This is a genomic window from Streptomyces sp. NPDC088910 (genome assembly GCF_044749865.1).
Classification (GTDB): domain Bacteria; phylum Actinomycetota; class Actinomycetes; order Streptomycetales; family Streptomycetaceae; genus Actinacidiphila.
In genome coordinates, this window is sequence record NZ_JBIVIV010000002.1 from 488,150 (window position 1) to 508,360 (window position 20,211).

Annotated in this window: 19 protein-coding genes; 13 read left to right on the forward strand and 6 right to left on the reverse strand. The window is 71.9% G+C overall.

Going from position 1 to position 20,211, the window contains the following annotated elements; translation table 11 throughout:
- Window positions 1-15: 15 nt before the first annotated feature.
- From ACIP4Z_RS06700 to ACIP4Z_RS06715, 4 genes are all read left to right on the forward strand, one after another.
- Window positions 16-738, forward strand: a complete 723-nt coding sequence (locus tag ACIP4Z_RS06700) for a PadR family transcriptional regulator (protein WP_401305536.1) — start codon at window positions 16-18, stop codon at window positions 736-738.
- A gap of 252 nt (window positions 739-990) precedes the next feature.
- A complete protein-coding gene (locus ACIP4Z_RS06705) occupies window positions 991-1,749 on the forward strand; it encodes an ABC transporter ATP-binding protein (protein WP_355336729.1) in 759 nt (252 codons plus the stop codon).
- Between the two features lie 164 nt (window positions 1,750-1,913).
- On the forward strand, window positions 1,914-4,709 hold the full coding sequence (locus ACIP4Z_RS06710) for an FtsX-like permease family protein (RefSeq protein WP_401306022.1): 2,796 nt from the start codon (window positions 1,914-1,916) through the stop codon (window positions 4,707-4,709).
- Between the two features lie 121 nt (window positions 4,710-4,830).
- On the forward strand, window positions 4,831-5,403 hold the full coding sequence (locus tag ACIP4Z_RS06715) for a proteasome activator (RefSeq protein ID WP_391043469.1): 573 nt from the start codon (window positions 4,831-4,833) through the stop codon (window positions 5,401-5,403).
- Window positions 5,404-5,484: 81 nt separating this feature from the next.
- On the opposite strand, the gene ACIP4Z_RS06720 is transcribed toward ACIP4Z_RS06715, so the two are convergent.
- Window positions 5,485-7,239: a protein kinase gene (locus ACIP4Z_RS06720; protein WP_401305539.1), complete on the reverse strand. Its 1,755-nt coding sequence runs from the start codon at window positions 7,237-7,239 to the stop codon at window positions 5,485-5,487.
- Window positions 7,240-7,575: 336 nt separating this feature from the next.
- On the opposite strand from ACIP4Z_RS06720, the gene ACIP4Z_RS06725 reads away from it, so the two are divergent.
- A complete protein-coding gene (locus tag ACIP4Z_RS06725; RefSeq protein ID WP_401305541.1) occupies window positions 7,576-9,090 on the forward strand; it encodes a protein kinase in 1,515 nt (504 codons plus the stop codon).
- Between the two features lie 210 nt (window positions 9,091-9,300).
- Here the strand turns inward: ACIP4Z_RS06725 and ACIP4Z_RS06730 are convergent, their stop codons facing one another.
- The gene (locus ACIP4Z_RS06730) at window positions 9,301-10,335 is read right to left on the reverse strand and encodes a phosphotransferase (protein WP_401305543.1); all 1,035 of its coding nucleotides are present in this window, start codon (window positions 10,333-10,335) and stop codon (window positions 9,301-9,303) included.
- 65 nt (window positions 10,336-10,400) lie between these two features.
- Window positions 10,401-11,060 carry a response regulator gene (locus tag ACIP4Z_RS06735; protein WP_401306025.1) on the reverse strand — a complete coding sequence of 220 codons (660 nt, stop codon included), beginning with the start codon at window positions 11,058-11,060 and terminating at the stop codon, window positions 10,401-10,403.
- A 381-nt stretch (window positions 11,061-11,441) separates the two neighbouring features.
- Between ACIP4Z_RS06735 and pdhA the strand changes: the two genes are divergently transcribed.
- The 4 genes from pdhA (at window position 11,442) to ACIP4Z_RS06755 (ending at window position 15,391) form a co-directional block, all read left to right on the forward strand.
- Window positions 11,442-12,650, forward strand: a complete 1,209-nt coding sequence (pdhA, locus tag ACIP4Z_RS06740; RefSeq protein ID WP_355336734.1) for a pyruvate dehydrogenase (acetyl-transferring) E1 component subunit alpha — start codon at window positions 11,442-11,444, stop codon at window positions 12,648-12,650.
- A gap of 1 nt (window position 12,651) precedes the next feature.
- Entirely contained in the window at window positions 12,652-13,626 is a 975-nt protein-coding gene (locus tag ACIP4Z_RS06745) for an alpha-ketoacid dehydrogenase subunit beta (RefSeq protein WP_355336735.1), read from the forward strand.
- Between the two features lie 10 nt (window positions 13,627-13,636).
- On the forward strand, window positions 13,637-15,097 hold the full coding sequence (locus ACIP4Z_RS06750; protein ID WP_401305546.1) for a dihydrolipoamide acetyltransferase family protein: 1,461 nt from the start codon (window positions 13,637-13,639) through the stop codon (window positions 15,095-15,097).
- Window positions 15,098-15,196: 99 nt separating this feature from the next.
- A complete protein-coding gene (locus tag ACIP4Z_RS06755) occupies window positions 15,197-15,391 on the forward strand; it encodes a hypothetical protein (RefSeq protein ID WP_355336737.1) in 195 nt (64 codons plus the stop codon).
- On the opposite strand, the gene ACIP4Z_RS06760 is transcribed toward ACIP4Z_RS06755, so the two are convergent.
- Together ACIP4Z_RS06760 and ACIP4Z_RS06765 are read right to left on the reverse strand one after the other, a co-directional pair.
- A complete protein-coding gene (locus ACIP4Z_RS06760) occupies window positions 15,372-16,076 on the reverse strand; it encodes a 2-phosphosulfolactate phosphatase (RefSeq protein ID WP_355336738.1) in 705 nt (234 codons plus the stop codon). The two genes, ACIP4Z_RS06755 and ACIP4Z_RS06760, sit on opposite strands and share 20 nt — an antisense overlap.
- A gap of 17 nt (window positions 16,077-16,093) precedes the next feature.
- Window positions 16,094-16,516, reverse strand: a complete 423-nt coding sequence (locus ACIP4Z_RS06765) for an ATP-binding protein (RefSeq protein ID WP_401305548.1) — start codon at window positions 16,514-16,516, stop codon at window positions 16,094-16,096.
- Window positions 16,517-16,772: 256 nt separating this feature from the next.
- Here ACIP4Z_RS06765 and ACIP4Z_RS06770 point away from each other — a divergent pair, with 256 nt between their 5' ends.
- From ACIP4Z_RS06770 to ACIP4Z_RS06785, 4 genes are all read left to right on the forward strand, one after another.
- Window positions 16,773-17,675 (forward strand): helix-turn-helix domain-containing protein, encoded by a 903-nt coding sequence (locus ACIP4Z_RS06770; RefSeq protein ID WP_401305550.1) that lies wholly within the window; start codon window positions 16,773-16,775, stop codon window positions 17,673-17,675.
- Entirely contained in the window at window positions 17,672-17,863 is a 192-nt protein-coding gene (locus ACIP4Z_RS06775) for a DUF397 domain-containing protein (protein WP_401305552.1), read from the forward strand. Before ACIP4Z_RS06770 ends, ACIP4Z_RS06775 begins: the two co-directional genes overlap by 4 nt.
- A gap of 11 nt (window positions 17,864-17,874) precedes the next feature.
- The gene (locus ACIP4Z_RS06780; protein WP_401305554.1) at window positions 17,875-18,030 is read left to right on the forward strand and encodes a DUF397 domain-containing protein; all 156 of its coding nucleotides are present in this window, start codon (window positions 17,875-17,877) and stop codon (window positions 18,028-18,030) included.
- 324 nt (window positions 18,031-18,354) lie between these two features.
- Window positions 18,355-18,735: a DUF6086 family protein gene (locus tag ACIP4Z_RS06785; RefSeq protein WP_401305556.1), complete on the forward strand. Its 381-nt coding sequence runs from the start codon at window positions 18,355-18,357 to the stop codon at window positions 18,733-18,735.
- 56 nt (window positions 18,736-18,791) lie between these two features.
- On the opposite strand, the gene ACIP4Z_RS06790 is transcribed toward ACIP4Z_RS06785, so the two are convergent.
- Window positions 18,792-19,592: a CPBP family intramembrane glutamic endopeptidase gene (locus ACIP4Z_RS06790; protein WP_355336741.1), complete on the reverse strand. Its 801-nt coding sequence runs from the start codon at window positions 19,590-19,592 to the stop codon at window positions 18,792-18,794.
- Window positions 19,593-20,211 lie beyond the last annotated feature (619 nt).

Sequence of the window (20,211 nt, forward strand, 5' to 3'; positions counted from 1 at the left end):
GTATACATACTCAGTATGTCGATCCGCCACGGCCTGCTGGCCCTCCTGGAGCGGGGGCCGCGATACGGCTTCCAGCTCAGAACAGAGTTCGAGTCCCGCACCGGTTCCACCTGGCCGCTGAACGTGGGGCAGGTGTACACGACGCTGGCGCGGCTGGAGCGCGACGGGCTGGTGGTGCCGGCGGGCGAGGACGACGCCGGACACGCGCTGTACGCCATCACGGAGGGCGGGCGGGGTGAGCTGCGGGAGTGGTTCGCCCGGCCCGTGGACCGGGCGAATCCGCCGCGGAACGAGCTGGCGATCAAGCTGGCCATGGCGGTCGGATCGCCGGAGGTGGACGTGCGGGCCGTCATCCAGGCGCAGCGCGCGCACACCATCCGGGCGATGCAGGACTACACCCGGCTGAAGGGCCAGGCGCTGGAGGCGGCGCCCGCGCAGAGCGGGGCGCCGGACCGCGACGACGTGGCCTGGCAGCTCGTTCTCGACCAGCTCATCTTCCAGGCGGAGGCCGAGGCGCGGTGGCTCGACCACTGCGAGACCCGGCTCGTACGGCTGACGGCGCTGGCCCCGGCGGCCGAGCCCGCCGCACCGGCCCCGACTCCCGATCCCGCCGGTTCCGCCGGTTCCGCCGACCCCGCCGACGGCGGCGGCCTGGACGACGGGAAGAACGACGAGAAGGACGCCGCGCCGGACGGGGTGCTGCGCGGCGCGCTGAGGCGGACACGGGCCCGCCGCTGAGCCGCGCGCCGACCGGCACCCGGCCCCGTACGCCTGACCGCGTACGCCCGGCCCGTACGTCCGGCACCTAAGCCCGACCCCGTACGCCCCACCCCTGCGCCCGGCCGCGTCGCGCGGCCACCTCCCGGCCAGGACCGGCCCGCCCGACCAGCGGCCGGACCACCGCCACCCGAGCACGCCGAAACCCGAGCACACCAGCACCCGAGCACTTCGCCGCACGAGCACTCCACGACCCTGGGGGACGCACCGCCCATGTCCGTAAAGCCGCACACCGAAGCCGCGCCGCCGGAAGCGCCCGTCCTCCGCCTGGAAGCCCTCACCCGCGTGCACGGCACCGGAGCGACCGAGGTGCACGCGCTGCGCGGGATAGACCTGGACGTGCGTCCGGGGGAACTGGTCGCCGTGATGGGCCCCTCGGGCTCGGGCAAGTCCACGCTGCTGACCATCGCGGGCGGCCTCGACCTGCCGACGTCCGGCCGGGTGATCGTGGAGGGCACGGACCTGACCACGGCCAGCCGCAAGGAGATCGCGGCCCTGCGCCGCCGCAGCATCGGCTACGTCTTCCAGGACTACAACCTGATACCGGCGCTGACGGCCGCCGAGAACGTGGCACTCCCCCGCGAGCTGGACGGCACCGGCGCCCGCAAGGCGCGCCGCGAGGCGGTCGCCGCGCTGGAGGAGATGGGCCTGGGCGAGCTGGCCGACCGCTTCCCCGACGAGATGTCCGGCGGCCAGCAGCAGCGGGTGGCCATCGCCCGCGCGCTGGTCGGCGACCGCCGCCTCGTCCTGGCGGACGAGCCCACCGGCGCGCTGGACTCGGAGACCGGCGACACCGTACTGGCGCTGCTGCGCTCGCGCTGTGACGCGGGCGCCGCGGGCATCCTGGTGACGCATGAGCCGCGGTTCGCCGCGTGGGCGGACCGGGTGGTCTTCCTGCGGGACGGCTCCGTCGTGGACATGACGCTGCGCTCCTCCGCCGAGTCGCTGCTGACCGGCGGTGCGGCCCAGTGAGCGGCGCCGCCTCGCAGGACCGCGGCCCCTCGCAGGACCCCGCCGCCTCGCAGGACCGCGGCCCGAGCGCCCGCGCGGGGAACCTCAACTCGTGGCGCGCCGCCATCCGCATCGCCCGCCGTGACGCCTGGCGCTCCAAGGGCCGCAGCGCGATGGTGCTGGCGATGATCGCGCTGCCGATCATCGGCGTGAGCGCCGCCGACATCACCATCCGCAGCTCCCAGTTGAGCCCGGAGCAGAAGCTGAGCCGAGACATCGGCGCCGCCGACGCGCGCCTTGCGGACGCCGACGCCAACGGGCGGCCGATCTACCAGGACCCGCCCGCGGACATCTGGACCTCGGTGAAGGACGCCACCGCGGACCCGGACGCCACGCCGTCGGCGGCGGACCTGGCGGAACAGCAGGAGACCCCGAAGCCGACCGACCCGCTGACCGCGCTGCCCCGGGGCGCGCGCTGGATCTCCGACTCCCAGACCTACGCCCGCTTCAAGACGAAGTACGGTCTGCTCGCCGCCCCCGTGCGGGAGTTGGAGGCGGGCGACCCGCTGGCGCGCGGCATCACCCACCTGGACCGCGGGCGCTACCCGGCGGCCGACCACGAGGTCATCGCCACCACCGCGTTCCTCAAGTCCGCCGGTCTGAAGGTCGGTTCGAAGCTCGTCGTCCGCGACGTGGACCGTACGTACAAGATCGTCGGCGCGTACGACCTGCCGGACACGCTCGGCACCGAGCAGGTCATCGCGCGGCCGGGCGCTTTCATCGCGCCCTACACCGCGGCGCGCAAGGCGCTGAACGGCGAGGACGACTCGGCCTACACCACCTACCTGGTGGGGTTGCCGAGCGGCGACTACTCCTGGCAGATGGTGCAGCAAGCCAACACCCGGGGCATCTACGTCAAGTCCCGCGCGGTGGTGCTGCACCCGCCCGCCGACTCCGAAGTGCCGCTCTACACGAAGTCGCGCAACGGCAGCGCCCCCTACCGCACCGGCGACACGGGGAAGGCCACGGCCGTCGCCGTGGCGGCGACCATCGTCGGCCTGTCGATGCTGGAGATCTGCCTGCTGGCCGGTCCCGCCTTCGCCGTCGGCGCGCGGCGCTCGCGCCGCCAGCTCGGCCTGGTCGGCGCCAACGGCGGCGACCGCCGCCACATCCGGGCGATCGTGCTCTCCGGCGGCCTGGTGATCGGCGTCGCCGCGGCCGTCGTCGGCACCCTGCTGGGCCTGCTGCTCACCGTCCTGCTCCGCTCCCCGCTGGAGGACTTCGTCGGCCGCCGCTTCGGCGGTCTGACGCTGCGCCCGCTCGAACTGCTCGGCATCGCGGGCCTGGCCGTACTCACCGGTCTGCTGGCCGCCGTCGTGCCCGCGGTCACCGCGTCCCGGCAGAGCGTGCTGGCGTCGCTGACCGGGCGGCGCGGTGTGCGGCACGCCAACCGCGTGCTGCCGGTCCTCGGCATCGGCGCGATCTGCCTCGGCGTCGGCATCGCGGTCTTCGGCTCGCTGCGCACCGACAGCACCCTCGCGGTCGGCGGCGGCTCCGGCATCGCGGAGCTGGGCATCGTCGCGCTCACCCCCACTCTGGTCGGCATGTTCGGCAGGACCGGCAAGTGGCTGCCGCTGTCCCCGCGGCTCGCGCTGCGCGACGCGGTGCGCAACCGGGGCCGTACGGCGCCCGCGGTCGCGGCCGTGCTGGCCGCCGTCGCCGGTACGGTGGCGGTCGCCACGTACTCCGCGAGCGCCGACCGGCAGGACAGGGACGCGTACGAGGCCCAACTGCCGCGCGGCGTCGTGGCGGTGGCGGCCTACAGCGACCGCGGGCGGGACCTGACCGCGGTGCGCGCGGCGGTCGAGAAGCGCTACCCGGTCTCCGGCCGCGCCGACGTGTCCGCGATGGTCGTCGGCGGCAAGAACTGCCAGGCGGGCGGCGGTGGCGGCGACGGCTGCGGCGACGTCCAGCCGGTGAAGCCGGCCGCCAACGTGTGCCCGACCGACCGGCCGGAGGGCGCGACCGCGCTCACCCTGGCCGAGCGCCGTGCCCTGGCCCACGACTGGCGCTGCGCGTACGTGGAGGGCCTGACCGCCATGCCCACCAGCAGCGCCGTCCTGATCGGCGGCCCGGCCGTCCTGCACGCCCTCGGCATCCGGGACGGGGACGCGGAACAGGCGCTGGCGCGCGGCGAGACCGTGCTGTTCGACAAGGGGTACCTCGACCGCGGCACGCTCAAGCTGAAGATCACCCTGGACACGAGCAAGGCGGTGCCCGACGGACAGGAGCCGGTCGGCCCGGTCAAGTCGGTGCCGGTGCACCTGGCGGCCGAGGGCCGTGACCGGACGTACGGGCTGCTGGCCGTGATGCCGCAGCAGGCCGCCGACGGCGTCGGGATCGACACGATGCCGCTGGGCTCCTTCTACACCAACGCCCGGATGCCCAACGGCCCCGAGCGGCAGGCGCTGGACAGCGACCTCGCCAAGATCGGCACCGACACGGAGGTCTATCTGGAGCGCGGCTACACCAGGGACAACAGCCTGGTGCTGCTCGCCCTGACGCTCTTCGCGGGCCTGGTCACCATCGGCGCCGCGGGCATCGCCACCGGCCTCGCGCAGGCCGACGCCGAGCCCGATCTGAAGACGCTCGCCGCGATCGGCGCGCCGCCGCGGGTGCGGCGCACGCTCTCCGGCCTCCAGTGCGGGGTGATCGCCACGATGGGCGTGGTGCTCGGCTCGGCGGCGGGCGTGCTGCCCGCGGTGGGGCTGCGGCACACCGAGCGGCGCGAGCAGTGGAAGTACTACCACCAGGCGCTGGACGGGGGCTGGGGCGGCACGAGCAGGCTGCCGCACGTGCCGATCGTCGTCCCGTGGAGCACGCTGGCCCTGCTGATCGTCGCCGTGCCGCTCGGCGCCGCTCTGCTCGCGGCCCTGGTCACCCGCTCGCGCACCCAGCTCGCCCGCCGCGCGGAGCCGTAAACCGGGGCGCGCGCGGAGGAAGGCGGCGGCGTCGGCCGGGCCCCGTACGGGAGACGGGACCTGGCCGACGCCGCCGCGCGTCCTAAGGGACAATGGCGGTATGGAGATGCCGATGAACGCGATGAACGAACGCTCGCCGGAAAGCTCGCAGAATCCGCAGAATCCGCAGCACTCACCGAATCAGCAGGTCCTGATCGTCGGTTCCGACGGAATGGCCCTGGGAGGCGCGCCGACCGGTGACGGCGGCGAGCACGGCGAGATCCCGGTGACGGAGATGGTCGAGCAGCCCGCGAAGGTCATGCGCATCGGCAGCATGATCAAGCAGTTGCTGGAGGAAGTGCGCCAGGCGCCGCTCGACGAGGCCAGCCGCGTACGCCTGAAGGAGATCCACGCCAGCTCGGTGAAGGAGCTGGAGGCCGGGCTCGCGCCCGAGCTGGTGGAGGAGCTGGACCGGCTCTCGCTGCCCTTCACCAACGACAGCGTGCCCAGCGAGGCGGAGCTGCGGATCGCCCAGGCCCAGCTCGTCGGCTGGCTCGAAGGGCTCTTCCACGGCATCCAGACCGCGCTGTTCGCCCAGCAGATGGCGGCCCGCGCCCAGCTCGAACAGATGCGGCGCGCCCTGCCGCCCGGCGCCGGCGGCCACGAGGAGGACGACGGCGGCAACCAGGGCGCCCGCTCGGGCCCGTATCTCTAGTCCGGATCTCTCGTCCGGATCTCTCGTCCGGCCTTTAATCCGCATCCGAGCCGGTGAGGTGTCGCACCGGCGGGGGCCCGGTCAGTTCGAGCTCTTGCCGGTGGACACCCAGATGGTGACCTTGCCGCCCTTCTTCGGGTTGTAGTCCTCCAGATACTTCGGGGTCTGGCTGGTCACCGCGCCCTTGCCCCACTGCTGCTCGTCGGTCTGCTTGATCGTGTACTGCCAGCCCGCCGCCTTGATGCAGGCGACGACCGAGTCCACGTAGATCGACGTGAAGTCCGGCATCGTCATGACGTCCGGGTCGTTCGAGATCAGGTCGTTGTGCGCCTTGGTGCACTTGTCGGGGTCGATCGTGCGGCTCTGGTCGCCGTTCACGACGTCGCCCGCGCCGGTGCCCGTGGTCGGGTCGTCGGACGCCTGGGTCGAGGACGAGGTCGTCGGGCCGCCCGACTGGTCGTCCGCGCTGGGGCTGCCCTTGCCGCCGCCGCTGTTGGCCAGGACGATCGCGACGATCACCGCGATGGCCACGACCACGACGGCCGCGCCCGCGATCAGCGCTGTGTTGGACTTCCCGCCGCCACCGGTGCCGCCGCCGACCCCGCCGTGACCGCCGGGGCCGCCTATGCCGCCGCCCGGGTGACCGCCCGCGCGCTGCTGCGGCATCTGCTGCTGGTGCTGCTGGTGCTGCATCTGGGGCGCCATGGTGTACGCCGGGGTCGGCGGCGGCGTCGGGGACTGCTGCGGGTAGCCGTACGCCGAGGGCAGCGACGGGGCCGGCGCGGGCTGCCCGTAACCGCCCTGCTGCGGATTGCCCGGCGCGTACGGCGTCCGCATCTGCGGCGGCGGGGTCTGGAGCGGGCCCTGCGCGTACGGGAAGACCGACGCCGCCACGTCCTGGCCGCGGTTGCCGGTGGGCGGCGCGGAGCCGGACATCAGCGGCATCGTGTCGCGCCGCGTGGCCGCCAGGACCCGGTCCGACTCGTCGTGCATCGCGTCCGCGGTCGGGAAGCGCTCCGCGGGGTTCTTGCGCAGCGCGCGCGCCACCAGCGCGTCCACGGCCGGGCCCAGCGCGCGGTTGAACGTCGACGGCGCGGGCGGGATCTCCTGTACGTGCTGGTACGCCATCGCCAGCGGCGAGTCCGCGTCGAAGGGCAGCCGCGCGGTCAGCAGCTCGAAGAGCATGCAGCCGACCGAGTACAGGTCGGAGCGCTCGTCCACACCGCGCCCCAGCGCCTGCTCCGGCGACAGGTACTGCGGGGTGCCGACCACCATGCCGGTCTGCGTCATCGAGGTGACACCGGACTGCATGGCGCGCGCGATGCCGAAGTCCATGACCTTGACCACACCGCGCTTGGTGATCATCACATTGCCGGGCTTGATGTCCCGGTGGACCAGGCCCATCTCGTGGCTGACCGCGAGCGCCGCCAGCACGTCCCCGGTGATCTTCAGCGCCTTGTCGGCGGGCATCGCGCCGTGCTGCGCCACATCGGCGGCCAGCACGTCGCCGAGCGGGCTGCCCTCGACGTACTCCATGACGATGTACGGCACGAGCTGGCCGTCGATGGTGTCCTCGCCGGAGTCGAAGACGGAGACGATGTTGGTGTGGTTCAGCTTCGCGACGGACTGCGCCTCGCGGCGGAAGCGCTCGCGGAAGGACTGCTCGTTGCCCAGGTTGGTGTGGAGGGTCTTGACGGCCACCGGCCGGTCGAGCACGGTGTCGTGCGCCAGGTGCACAGACGCCATGCCGCCCTCGCCCAGCAGGTCGCGCAGCACGTACCGCCCGCCGCCGACCGAGCGCCCCGTGTACTCGCCCTGCGTGGCGTCCCCGCTCATCTGTACCGCTACCCCCTGGAAAGTCCACCGGGGAGAGGGTCGCGCCGGTACCTGTGCGGTTGCCTGTGGCGATATTCGTCCCCGAGCTTGCCCGCCAAGTCTGGCCCATCGCACGGACACGTCAAGTTCGTTGACCATCTCGTCACCTGACGCACATCGGGCACGCACATGCTGTGTATCCCCGCGGGACCGCCGTATTGAGGTGCTGTGACGCGGACGTGTGCCCGGCGGGGCACGCGAAAGCGGTACGGTGGCCGCTCCGGGGCATCCGTACGATACGGGCGTCCGCGCGCGCCCGCCCGGACGATGACCGCGTACGAACGACGGCGAGGACTGATGGTCGACCCCAAAGAGACGGCCCCGGGCCCCGGAGCGTCGGAGACTTCCGGCCAGTGGGGCGTGGGCACCGTCGTCGGCGAGGGCCGCTACCGGCTGACCGGGCGGCTCGGCCGCGGCGGCATGGCCGAGGTCTTCGCGGCGGAGGACGTACGCCTGGGCCGGATCGTGGCGGTGAAGCTGCTGCGCACCGACCTCGCCGAGGACCCGGTCTCCAAGGCCCGCTTCACCCGCGAGGCCCAGGCCGTCGCGGGTCTGAACCACCACGCGGTGGTCGCGGTCTACGACTCCGGCGAGGACCGTACGCCCACCGGCACCGTCCCCTACATCGTGATGGAGCTGGTCGAGGGCCACACCATCAGGGACCTGCTCTCCAGCGCCGAGCCGCCGCCCGTCGACCAGGCGCTGCTGATCGTCTCCGGCGTCCTCGAAGCGCTGGCCTACAGCCACCAGCACGGCATCGTGCACCGCGACATCAAGCCCGCCAACGTGATCATCACCACGAACGGCGCGGTCAAGGTCATGGACTTCGGCATCGCGCGGGCGCTGCACGGCGCCCAGAGCACGATGACGCAGACCGGCATGGTCATGGGCACCCCGCAGTACCTCTCGCCCGAGCAGGCGCTCGGCAAGGCCGTCGACCACCGCAGCGACCTGTACGCGACCGGCTGTCTCCTCTACGAGCTGCTGGCGCTGCGTCCGCCCTTCACCGGCGAGACGCCGCTTTCGGTGGTCTACCAGCACGTCCAGGACGAGCCGCAGGTCCCGTCGCAGATCAGCGACCGGGTGCCGCCCGAGCTGGACGGGCTCGTGCTGCGCGCGCTCGCCAAGCAGCCGGACGACCGCTTCCAGAGCGCCGAGGAGATGCGCGGTGTCGTCCAGTACGCGCACCAGGCGCTCGTCCAGCAGGGCGGCTGGACCGGCGGCATGTGGAACACCGGCGTCATCACCCCCCTCGCGGGCCCCCGGACCGGCGGCATGTCGCCGACCGTCGTGGCACAGGGGCGGCCCGGCAACAGCACCACCGCCGAATTCGGCGCCCCGCTGCTCGCCGGCATCTCCGGCACCGGTGACGACGACGGCGGTCAGGGCTACGGCGAGCGGCCGCCGGGCGGCGGCGGCAACCGCTGGCTCAAGCCGGTGCTCTTCGCCATCGCCGCGGTGCTGGCCATCGCGCTGGGCGTCTACTTCGCCACGCGCGGTACCGGCGGGGACGGCGGCGCGCCCGCCAACTCCCCGTCGCCGTCGGTGACCCAGGACACGGGCACCCCGTCCGACCCGCCGTCCACGGAGCCGACGGAAACCGGGTCCGACCAGACCGACCCGACCACGACTCCGGCGACGACCCCGCCGACGACTCCGACCACGACCCCGCCGACGACTCCGACCACCAAGCCCCCGACGACTCCGCCGACGACTCCGCCGACCACGCCCCCCACCACCCCCCCGACCACGCCCCCCACCACCCCGCCGACGACCCCGCCGACGTCGGACGCGGCCACCCCGGCGGAGTAGCCCACCCGCACGGCGGGTCGGAGCCCCGTAGGGGCGCGGGGAACTGCGCGCTCAGCCACGGCGGTGGCGAGCTTTAAAAACCGGCCCCAGTGGGGCAGATGCTGTTGTTTTCGGGCTGACAGCCCGGTGGGGGCTGGTCGCGCAGTTCCCCGCGCCCCTAAAAACTCGGGGTACCGCCCTGCGTAAGGGCACCCTTGTCGGGGGGGGCCGTTAGGACGTGAAGGCGTCGATGACGGCGCCGTATTCGGCCGTCCACCAGACGGCCAGGGCGGAGGCGGGCGGGAAAAGCGGATCACTGCGGGGGTCACGCCGCTGATAACGCCACTGGAGCATCCAGAAGTCGTTGAGGCGTTCCCACCAGACGCGGTGGACGGCGGCGGCCAGCTCGGCGACGGGAACCCCCGCCGCGGAGCGGTAGGCACGGGCGTAGGAGCGGATCTTCCGCAGGTCGAGACGCCCGTCCAGCGGGTGGACGAAGAAGATGGCGGCGGCGCGTACCGCCTCCTCGGCACGCGGCTGCACACCGAGCCGGTCCCAGTCGACGATGGCGGCGGGCTCCTCACCGCGGTAGAGCAGGTTGAGCGGGTGGAAGTCGCCGTGCACCCAGCCGCTGACCGTCCCGTCGGCGTCCGGCGGCCGGCGGTGGGCGTGGCGGCGCAGCAGGGCGCGGCGCTCCAGCAACCGGTGCTCGGCGAGTTCGTCGAAGGCGTCGCGCGGCCGGTGCCGGCGTACCAGCGCGAGCAGTTCGTCGATCTGCGCGTACGTACGGTCCGGGTCGGCGCTCGGGTGGTGGCGTTGGTCCTCCGGCGGGGGCGGCTGCACGCGGGCGAGCCCGGCGTGCACCATGCCGAGCAGCGTGCCGAGCCGCCGCGACTGCGTGGCGGTCAGCTCGGTGCCCTCTCGGTGCCTGCCCTCGATCCAGGGGAAGAGCGCGTATCCGTGGCCGCCGAGCCGCGCGACCGTACGCCCGCGGGAGTCCGGCAGGGGCGCGGCGACGGGCAGTCCGAGGCCGACCAGACCCCGCGTCGCGCGGTGCTGCCGGGCGATCACGCCGGGGTCCGCGGTGTCCCGGGCGACGTACTGCTTGAGGAAGAACCGGCCGCGGGTGGTGGTCACCTCGTAGCCCTTGTTGAGCAGTCCCCGGGGAACGGGTACGCAGGTCAGCGGGGTACCCGCGTCCTCGTAGCGGCGCAGCAGAGCGGTCAGCGAAGCCCGCGCCGGCGGCACCTTCGCCGTGCCCGTCACGTGCAGAAGCGTAGATCACCGCGACACCCCGCCCGCGCGGACTGGCGCCGACCCCCTGGGACGTGCTAAGGCATATGCCTCCGGTCACCCTCGGCATGCATGCGGGCCACGTACGCGGCGGCCTGGGTGCGCCGCTCCATGCCGAGCTTGGCGAGCATCGAGGACACGTAGTTCTTCACCGTCTTCTCCGCCAGGTGCAGGCGCTCGCCGATCTGGCGGTTGGTGAGGCCCTCGCCGATCAGGTCGAGGATGCGGCGCTCCTGGGCGGTCAGGTCGGCCGTACGGTCGTCGCCCTCGGAGCGCGCGCCGCCGTGCCGGAGCCGGTCCAGGACCTTGGCGGTCGCGACCGGGTCCAGCAGCGACTTTCCCGCGGCCACGTCGCGGATGGCGTCGATCAGGTCGTTGCCGCGGATCACCTTGAGCACGTATCCGGCGGCGCCCGCCATGATCGCGTCGAAGAGCGCCTCGTCGTCCGCGAAGGACGTCAGCATCAGGCACTTGATCGACGGGTCGTGCGAGCGGACCTCGCGGCACACCTCGACGCCGCTGCCGTCGGGCAGCCGTACGTCGAGCACCGCGACGTCCGGGCGGGTGGCCGGAATGCGCGCCACCGCCTCCGCGGCGTTCCCGGCCTCGCCGACGATCTCGATTCCCGGCTCGGCCGAGAGGAGTTCGTGCACCCCGCGCCTGACCACCTCGTGGTCGTCGAGCAGGAACACGCGGATTGTGGGGCTATTTCCTTCTACAGGCACCTGCCCAGCGTCGCACCGCCGGGAGCTCCCCGCCTCTTACGGACGACAGCCCGCGCCTCTTACGGACGACAGCGCCGCCTCTTACGCACTTTCCGTATCCGGGATACGGTGCGGTTGTCCCGGTGGCCTGCGGTAACGCGTATTTACTAGGAACTCCAAGCAAAACCGCAGGTCGGACGGCTTCGCGCGATGGCGTGGGTTATAGGTAACGTCTCTGTTGCAGGCCACGTGGCCGGGGCACTGTCACGCCTGGCTCGGCCATGCCGCACACACCCCGTGCGCCGCGTCGTACCAGGTGAGCCGCACACTGGCTGCCCGGCGGATCCCGGGGGCCGGACAGACGGAGGAGCGAACGTGAGCGTGAAGAGCACTGCCGCTGGGGCCACCCCCGCCAGGAGCGGGGGGCGAAGCACCGCCACTCCCGCCAAGGGCAGGGGACGGACCACCCGCGCAGCAGGCGCCAAGCGCCGTGGCACCGAGCCCGAACTCGTACAGTTGCTGACGCCCGAGGGCGAGCGCGTCGAGCACGGCGAATACTCCATCGACCTGACGCCGGAAGAGTTGCGTGGCCTGTACCGCGACATGGTGCTGACCCGCCGTTTCGACGCCGAGGCGATCACCCTGCAACGCCAGGGCGAGCTGGGCCTGTGGGCCTCGCTGCTCGGCCAGGAGGCCGCGCAGATCGGTTCGGGGCGGGCCACCCGCCCGGACGACTACGTCTTCCCGACCTACCGCGAGCACGGTGTGGCCTGGACCCGTGACGTGGACCCGCTCAACCTGCTCGGCATGTTCCGTGGTGTGAACCACGGCGGCTGGGACCCCAACGAGAACAACTTCCACCTCTACACGATCGTCATCGGCTCGCAGACGCTGCACGCCACCGGCTACGCCATGGGCGTGGCCAAGGACGGCGCGGATTCGGCCGTCATCGCGTACTTCGGCGACGGCGCCTCCAGCCAGGGCGACGTGGCGGAGGCGTTCACCTTCGCCGCCGTCTACAACGCGCCGGTCGTCTTCTTCTGCCAGAACAACCAGTGGGCGATCTCCGAGCCGACCGAGAAGCAGTCCCGCGTGCCGATCTACCAGCGCGCCGCCGGATACGGCTTCCCGGGCGTCCGCGTGGATGGCAACGACGTCCTCGCGGTGCTCGCCGTCACCCGTGCGGCCCTGGAGCACGCGCGCAGCGGCCAGGGCCCGATGCTGGTCGAGGCGTTCACGTACCGCATGGGCGCCCACACCACGACCGACGACCCGACCCGCTACCGCGCCGACGAGGAGCGCGAGCAGTGGGAGTCGAAGGACCCGATCCTGCGGCTGAAGACGTATCTGGACAAGCAGGGCCTGGCCGACGAGGCGTACTACGCGTCGATCGAGCAGGAGAGCGACGTACTGGCCAAGCGGGTGCGCGACGGCGTACGCACGATGGAGAACCCGGACACCATGGCGATCTTCGAGAACGTCTACGCCGACGGGCACGCGCTCGTCGACGAGGAGCGCGCGCAGTTCGCCGCGTACCTCGCCTCGTTCGAGTCCGAGGGCGCCGCTTCCGGAGAGGGACGCTGACATGACCCAGATGTCCATCGCCAAGGCCCTGAACGAGTCGCTGCGCACGGCGCTCGACAACGACCCGAAGGTCCTCGTCATGGGTGAGGACGTCGGCAAGCTCGGCGGCGTCTTCCGGATCACCGACGGTCTCCAGAAGGACTTCGGGGAGGGGCGCGTCATCGACACCCCGCTCGCCGAGTCCGGCATCGTCGGCACCGCGATCGGCCTCGCGCTGCGCGGCTACCGCCCGGTGGTCGAGATCCAGTTCGACGGCTTCGTCTTCCCGGCCTACGACCAGATCGTCACGCAGCTCGCGAAGATGCACGCCCGTGCGCTCGGCAAGATCAAGCTGCCGGTCGTCATCCGTATCCCGTACGCGGGCGGCATCGGCGCGGTCGAGCACCACAGCGAGTCGCCCGAGGTGCTGTTCGCGCACGTCCCCGGCCTGAAGGTGATCACGCCTTCGAACGCCTCCGACGCGTACTGGATGCTCCAGCAGGCCATCGAGTGCGACGACCCGGTGATCTTCTTCGAGCCGAAGCGGCGCTACTGGGACAAGGGCGAGGTCGACACCTCGGCCGTGCCCGGCTCCCCGCACAAGGCGGTCGTGGCCCAGGAGGGCACCGACCTCACGCTCGCCGCGTACGGTCCGATGGTGAAGGTCTGCCTGGAGGCTGCCGCGGCCGCCTCGAACGAGGGCCGTAGCCTGGAGGTCGTGGACCTGCGCTCGCTCTCGCCCCTCGACTTCGACACTCTCCAGACGTCCGTGGAGAAGACCCGCCGCCTGGTCGTCGTGCACGAGGCCCCGGTCTTCTACGGCACGGGCGCGGAGATCGCGGCCCGGATCACCGAGCGCTGCTTCTACCACCTCGAGGCCCCGGTACTGCGGGTGGGCGGTTTCCACGCCCCGTACCCGCCGGCCCGCCTGGAGGAGGAGTACCTGCCCGGCCTGGACCGCGTACTCGACGCCGTCGACCGCGCGCTGGCGTTCTGAGGAGAGGGTTGTGACGACCATGACCGCACCTGCACAGCGCTTCCGCGAATTCCGGATGCCGGATGTCGGCGAGGGCCTGACCGAGGCGGAGATCCTCAAGTGGTACGTGGCCGTCGGTGACACCGTCACCGACGGGCAGGTCATCTGCGAGGTGGAGACGGCGAAGGCCGCCGTCGAGCTGCCCATTCCGTACGACGGGGTGGTGAGCGAGATCCGCTTCGGCGAGGGCACGACGGTGGATGTCGGTACGCCGATCATCGTGGTGGACGCCGGGGGGGACGGGGCCGCCGGTTCCGCCGATTCGGGCGGTTCCGCAGGGTCCGCCGGGGTCGCGGCTTCGGAGCCGCCCGCCGTGCAGACTCCCGCCCCCGAGGCCCCGCCCGCCGAGCCCAAGCGGCAGGCGGTGCTCGTCGGATACGGCGTCGCGCCGTCGGCCACGACGCGCCGTCCGCGCAAGCAGGCGGCCCCTGACGTACCAGCCCCTGACGTACCGACCGCTGACGTACCGACCGCTGCCGTACCGGCCCCCTCCGTACCGGCTCAGGCCGCCGAGCTGAACGGTCACGACCGTGCGGCGGCGGTGGACCGGCCGCTGGCCAAGCCGCCGGTACGGAAGCTGGCCAAGGAGCTGGGCATCGACCTGGCGACCGTGGTGCCGACCGGGCCGAACGGCGTGGTGACCCGCGAGGACATCCGCGCGGCGGCGGCCCCGCCTGCCGCGCTGCCGCCGGTGACGGCCGCGCCCGAGCCGCTCGCGGCGACCGCCGGCGCCCGGGAGACGCGTATCCCGATCAAGGGCGTCCGCAAGGCCACCGCCCAGGCGATGGTCACCAGCGCCTTCACCGCGCCGCACGTCACGGAATTCGTGACGTTCGACATCACGCGGACGATGAAGCTGGTCCAGGAGCTGAAGGAGGACCGCGCCTTCACGGGCGTACGGGTCGGCCCGCTGCTGCTGGTCGCGAAGGCCCTGCTGGTCGCCCTCAAGCGGCACCCCGAGGCGAACGCCGCGTGGGACGAGGCCGCGCAGGAGATCGTCCACAAGTCGTACGTCAACCTGGGGATCGCCGCCGCCACCCCGCGCGGTCTGATCGTCCCCAACATCAAGGACGCGCACGACAAGACGCTCCCCGAACTGGCCGCCGCACTCGGCGAACTGGTCGCCACCGCCCGTGACGGCAAGACCTCGCCGGCCGCGATGCAGGGCGGCACGGTGACCATCACCAACGTCGGCGTCTTCGGCGTGGACACCGGCACGCCCATCCTCAACCCGGGCGAGTCGGCGATTCTCGCCTTCGGCGCGATCAAGCTCCAGCCCTGGGTCCACAAGGGCAAGGTGAAGCCGCGTCAGGTCACCACGCTCGCCCTCTCCTTCGACCACCGCCTGGTCGACGGCGAACTCGGCTCCCGCGTGCTGGCCGACGTGGCCGCCATCCTCGAACAGCCCAAGCGGCTGCTCACCTGGGGCTGACGCCGTCACCCGCACGGAGGGCCCGGACGTACAAACGTCCGGGCCCTCCGTCGTGCGTGCGTCCCACCCATTCGTCCCCTTTTATGCTGCCATCACCCCATGGCCGTCTCCGTCTCCGTCGTCCTGCTGCTCCTCGTCCTCGCCGCCATGATGATGCGCAACAAGTCCCTCAAGCCCAGCCACGCCGTCATCTGCGTCCTCCTCGGCTTCTGCCTCTCCTCCACCAGCCTCGCCCCCACCATCCAGTCCACGATGAACTCCACCGCCTCCCTGGTCAGCACGATCCGTCCCTGACGAGCGCCGCTGACGCCCGCAGGACCATGAGCGGCCCCTCCACGGCCGCCACCATGGCGAAGGGGAACCGGTCGAGTTCGAGGCAGAGCGCGATGTCGTCGGGGTGCACTCCTTCGCGCACCCCCTCCGCCAGCTCGGCGGCGGCGCGCGACGTGGCGGCGCGGCGCAGGAACTCGGCGGCGTCCGTTCCGGCCCCGGCGGCCCGCCCGGCGATGTACTGAGCGCACGCCAGGTCCTCGTCGGCCTGCCCGTCCTCGCCGGTGACCACGAAGGTGACGCCGTCGCCCGCGTGCGCCCGCAGGTGGTCGGCCGTCGCCTCCGCCACCACGAACGCGGCGCACAGCACCAGCGGCGCGTCCTTCACCGCGAGCGCGCCGACCGTCCCCGCCGTGGTCTTCTGTACGACGGTCCGTCCCTCCAGGGCGAGCGACCGCATCAGGCCCGGTGAGTTGACGGTGTCGAACCCCGGCGCGGGCGCACCGTCCTTGACCGTCACCCAGTCCGGATGCCGGGCCTTGAGCGCCAGCGCCTCGTCCAACGACCCGGCCAGCACCACCTTCTCCGCCCCGCGCCCGAGCGCCCAAGCCGCCACGGTGAACGCCCGCATGACGTCCACGACCACCGCCACGGCCGGTGCCCGGCCCCGCTCGCCGAGTTCAGCGATCCCGAGAAATGAAGTCTCCATACCGCCCATGCTCCCCCTCACCCTCGCCGTCGCCCCAGGGGCGTCAGATCCAACTCGGCCCAGACCGTTTTGCCCACGTCCAGGGGGACGACGGCCCAGCGGGCGGCGACGGCCGCGACGATCAGTAAGCCCCGGCCGGACTCGTCGTCGTCGCTCACGGCCTCGGGCACCTGGGGCCGCCGCTCCCCGCGCGCGTCGGTGACGCCCACCCGCAGCACGTCTTCGGCCAGCCGCACCTCGACCCGGAACAGCCGCCCGGCCACCCGCCCGTACCGGACCGCGTTGGTCGCCAGCTCGCTCACCAACAGCCCGGCGTCCCGGGCCACTTCGGGGTGCCCCCACTTCTCCACCAGCTCGGCGGTCCGCACCCGCGCCCTGCTCACACTCCGCGCCGTCGGTGCGTACAGGCATGTGTCATACGTCGTCTCCGCGTCGCCCATCCCGGCGACCTCCCAGCCTCGCGCGTCAGCCCGCGCACGGTCCCTGGCGGTGGCGTCGCCCCCACGCCCTCCGCCCCACCCGGGCATGACGCAGCGGTGCACTTCCGCCATGCGGCGCCGCTGTGCGAGCGGGTCGTCACCGACGGTAGAGGGTGAGTCTCTTGTGCAGCAACACGAATGAGCAGAAAATTCTACTCGAATTGAGTTGTGCCTCTCCGGGACCGCGCCACAGACTGTGCTCACGCTCTGGGAGGGGATGACCACCATGAACGACCGTGCGAACCGGGGGACTTCGATCTCCACCGTCCTGGGCCGCAAGCTCGGCGGCGACCTCCTCCGCATGCGCGAGACCTGCGGCCTCAAGCAGTCCCATGCGGCTCAGGCCCTGACCGCCTCGGTCCCCAAGGTCGCCAAAATGGAACGCGGCCTCGTCCCCATGCGCGACCCCGACATCCGCGCGCTGTGCCACCTCTACGGCGTTGACGACGAGGCCGTCGTGCAGGGCCTGCTGCAAATCGCCCGGCTGGACCGGGAGCGCCGCCGGGCGAAGGGCTGGTGGCGGCACGATCCGGAGACGCGCGTACTCGCCGAGTACGCCGAATACATCGCCCTGGAAGACGCGGCTCAACGTATCCGCACGTGGCAACTGGCCCTGGTTCCGGGGCTGTTCCAAACGCCCGACTACGTCCGCGCACTGTGCGTCGTCGAAGGCGCGCTGGAAGACCTCGACAGCATCGAGCGTGTTGTCGATGTGCGGCGAAAGCGGCAGGCGCGTCTCACGGACGAACGACCGTTGAAGGTGCACGCCGTGATCTGGGAGGCGGCGCTCCGGCAGGTGGTGGGTGGCCACGAGGTGATGCGCGAGCAACTGGCACGCCTGGTGGACTTGGCGGAGCTGCCGAACGTGCACGTCCAGGTGCTGCCGTTCCGCGCGGGGGCCCACGTCTCGATGGGCGGGGCCTTCAACATCGTCTCCTTCGAGGACAGCGCGGCGCTCGATGTCGTCCACGTCGATACGATTGCTTCCACCAGGTGGGTGGAGGACACAGGCCAAGGCACCCCGTACGACAGGTACTTCGAGCAGGCTGCCCGGCTGGCCCTGTCTCCGCACGCCTCCGCGAAGCTGATCGATGACATCGCCAAGGGGATGCAAGCGTGACCAGGTACCAGTTCCACAAGTCGAGCTACAGCACTGCGAACGGCGAATGCGTTGAGGTCGCCATCAACGTGCCCGGCACCATACGTGTCCGCGACTCCAAGGACCCGGACGGTCCGGCCCTGGCCTTCACTCCCTCGGAGTGGACCCACTTCCAACAGGCCCTGACGACAGGCACATTCGCAACGTGAGGGGATGCGCGATGAGGCACTTCGAGTTCAAGAAGTCCAGCTACAGCGGCCCGGACCCTGCGGGTCAGGAATGCGTTGAGGTCGCCGTCAACGTGCCCGGCACCGTACGTGTCCGCGACTCGAAGAACCCCGAGGGCCCGGCCCTCGCCTTCACCCCCGTCGAGTGAACGCACTTCCAACGGGCGCTCGCCGCAGGCGACTTCGTCAACTGACCGGCATCCGCCGGTTACGGCGCCCGCACCACGGAACCGCCTCGGCGTGCGCGCCCTACGGTGTCAGCGGTCGGCGTACAAACCGGCACCCGTACGGCACCGGCCCCGTCAAGGCCGCCCGTCACCGCGCCCACCCCGGGCCCGGGCCCGCCCGACAGCCCCGGCCGGCCCCCCTCCCCACCGCAGCCAGCGGCAGTGCGCCCGCAGGGCGCGAGACGAACCCGCCATGGCCCCACCGGGCCGTTCGCCCCAGCCCCCATCAACGAGAGCGGCGTTGAGATGAGTCAGTACTACGAGGTCGGCGACCGCGTCCTGTGGAACCCCTCGACGGGCGTCAGCCGCCTCTTCCACGGGCAGGTGCCGGTGTTCGAGGAGCGGGTCGGGGTGGCGTCGGGCATCGGGCCGATGGTGAACGACGACTGCCGGGTCGACCCGGCCGCGCTGGCCGTCTTCGCGCAGGCGCTGCTGGACTGGGACCTACGGGTCGGCCATTCGATCAACCGGGCGCTGGCCGAAGGCTTCGTCGGGACTGTCCTGGCCCTCGCCTCCCGCGCGGGCGTCACGCTCACCTGGCCGTCCCCGCCGGACCTCGGACGCGGCGCCCGGCTGCGGCGACTGGCGCGCGAACTGGAACAGGCCATGCCGGGCGACCGCCCCTGAGGGCGTACGCGCGCGTCGTAGCCAGGCAACCTGACGGGCGGGGGCCGTACCGCTGGTCAGGCCGGGACGGCCGGGGAGGCGGGCTGGATCGCGCGGCGCCTGACGAGCAGCACGATGATCAGGGCGACCTGGAGCAGGATGATCAGGAGGGTGCCCAGCGACACCTGGGGCTTGTCGCCCACGAGGTTGGAGATCAGGCTGGTGTCCCACAGACCGTGGACGAGCATCGGCAGCACGAGGACGCCGCCGGCGCGCAGGCACAGGTAGAAGAAGTAGCCCGAGGTGGAGACGACGGCGGCCTGCCCGAGCGCTTGTGGTCCCTGGCTGATGGCGTTGCTGATGTGGACGAGGCCGAAGACGACGGAGGAGCAGAGCGCGACCTTGCCCTCGGTGAATCCCGCGCGGCGGAAGACATGGACGCCGATGCCCCGGAACATGAGTTCCTCGCCGACGCCGACGAACAGCCCGAGCAGCAGCAGGCAGGCCACGAGAGACAGGCTCTGGTCCGCCAGGTGCGGGTAGTTCAGCCCGATCACCGCGGCGGCGATCATCGAGATCGGTACCCAGCGCACCCAGCGCCGCACCGGCGCGCGGTAGCGCAGGACCTCGCCCCACCAGCCCAGCCAGGAGACGACCGCGGCGCCGAACGCGATCGACGCCCCGATCGGGATCAGCGCGTTGCGCACCAGGGACGCGGTCGTGGGGAACTGGCTGTCGGAGTCACCGGTGTCCACGCCGATCAGCAGGCCCAGGCCCTGGATGATGCCCACGTACACGACCACCACGACGAGGAACCAGGGCCACGACAGCCTGCGTCCCGCCCCGGCCTCCGGTATCGCTTCCGCCGTGTCGCGCATCGTGCAGCCCTTTCAGTGGCGGCGAGGACCGCCGCCCGACGGGCACCGTCACACATCGCCGCGGTTCCCCAGCAGACTCTCATACCGGAATGAACACCCCTCGTGCCCCTTCCCCGAACCGGCGGCACCACCCCGAGGACCGGCCGCCCGTCCGCGGTGGCCGTCCCGGTGGGCCGCGAAAGCCGACAAGCGATCGGGGATTCGGCTACTCCGCGCTCCTGACACTTCACCGCGCCGCTGACACTTCACCGTGCCGGTGATGCCGAACGGGCATATGACGTCGAGGATATGGCAAAACGAATATGCCGGGAATCGTCTCGGGGCGGGAGGCGCATCATCCATGTGACCGCGCATGGGGGTAAATCGGCTATTCGGGAGGGGCGATGGGGCCCGGACCGGTGGGAACCGGACAGGCTCGGGTGCCGTGAAGTGGTGCGCAAGGAAGGTGAGTTGGGCGGGGCGGCCGGTCGGCAGGGCGGGGGACGGGCTGGTCAGGGCGGGAAACGACGGGACGGCGGCGGGTTGTGGCGAGAGAAAGTTGATCTTGGCCGGAAGGGGCGAAAACTTGCCTCGGTGAGGCGGCCTCGGGGTGCCTCGAATTGCGCATGAGTGATATCAA

Coding starts and splice junctions, on each gene's coding strand:
- ACIP4Z_RS06700 (WP_401305536.1), top strand. CDS start 16: ATGTCGATCCGCCACGGCCTGCTGGCCCTCCTGGAGCGGGGGCCGCGA.
- ACIP4Z_RS06705 (WP_355336729.1), top strand. CDS start 991: ATGTCCGTAAAGCCGCACACCGAAGCCGCGCCGCCGGAAGCGCCCGTC.
- ACIP4Z_RS06710 (WP_401306022.1), top strand. CDS start 1,914: ATGATCGCGCTGCCGATCATCGGCGTGAGCGCCGCCGACATCACCATC.
- ACIP4Z_RS06715 (WP_391043469.1), top strand. CDS start 4,831: ATGAACGAACGCTCGCCGGAAAGCTCGCAGAATCCGCAGAATCCGCAG.
- ACIP4Z_RS06720 (WP_401305539.1), bottom strand. CDS start 7,239: ATGAGCGGGGACGCCACGCAGGGCGAGTACACGGGGCGCTCGGTCGGC.
- ACIP4Z_RS06725 (WP_401305541.1), top strand. CDS start 7,576: ATGGTCGACCCCAAAGAGACGGCCCCGGGCCCCGGAGCGTCGGAGACT.
- ACIP4Z_RS06745 (WP_355336735.1), top strand. CDS start 12,652: ATGACCCAGATGTCCATCGCCAAGGCCCTGAACGAGTCGCTGCGCACG.
- ACIP4Z_RS06755 (WP_355336737.1), top strand. CDS start 15,197: ATGGCCGTCTCCGTCTCCGTCGTCCTGCTGCTCCTCGTCCTCGCCGCC.
- ACIP4Z_RS06760 (WP_355336738.1), bottom strand. CDS start 16,076: ATGGAGACTTCATTTCTCGGGATCGCTGAACTCGGCGAGCGGGGCCGG.
- ACIP4Z_RS06765 (WP_401305548.1), bottom strand. CDS start 16,516: ATGGGCGACGCGGAGACGACGTATGACACATGCCTGTACGCACCGACG.
- ACIP4Z_RS06770 (WP_401305550.1), top strand. CDS start 16,773: ATGACCACCATGAACGACCGTGCGAACCGGGGGACTTCGATCTCCACC.
- ACIP4Z_RS06780 (WP_401305554.1), top strand. CDS start 17,875: ATGAGGCACTTCGAGTTCAAGAAGTCCAGCTACAGCGGCCCGGACCCT.
- ACIP4Z_RS06785 (WP_401305556.1), top strand. CDS start 18,355: ATGAGTCAGTACTACGAGGTCGGCGACCGCGTCCTGTGGAACCCCTCG.
- ACIP4Z_RS06790 (WP_355336741.1), bottom strand. CDS start 19,592: ATGCGCGACACGGCGGAAGCGATACCGGAGGCCGGGGCGGGACGCAGG.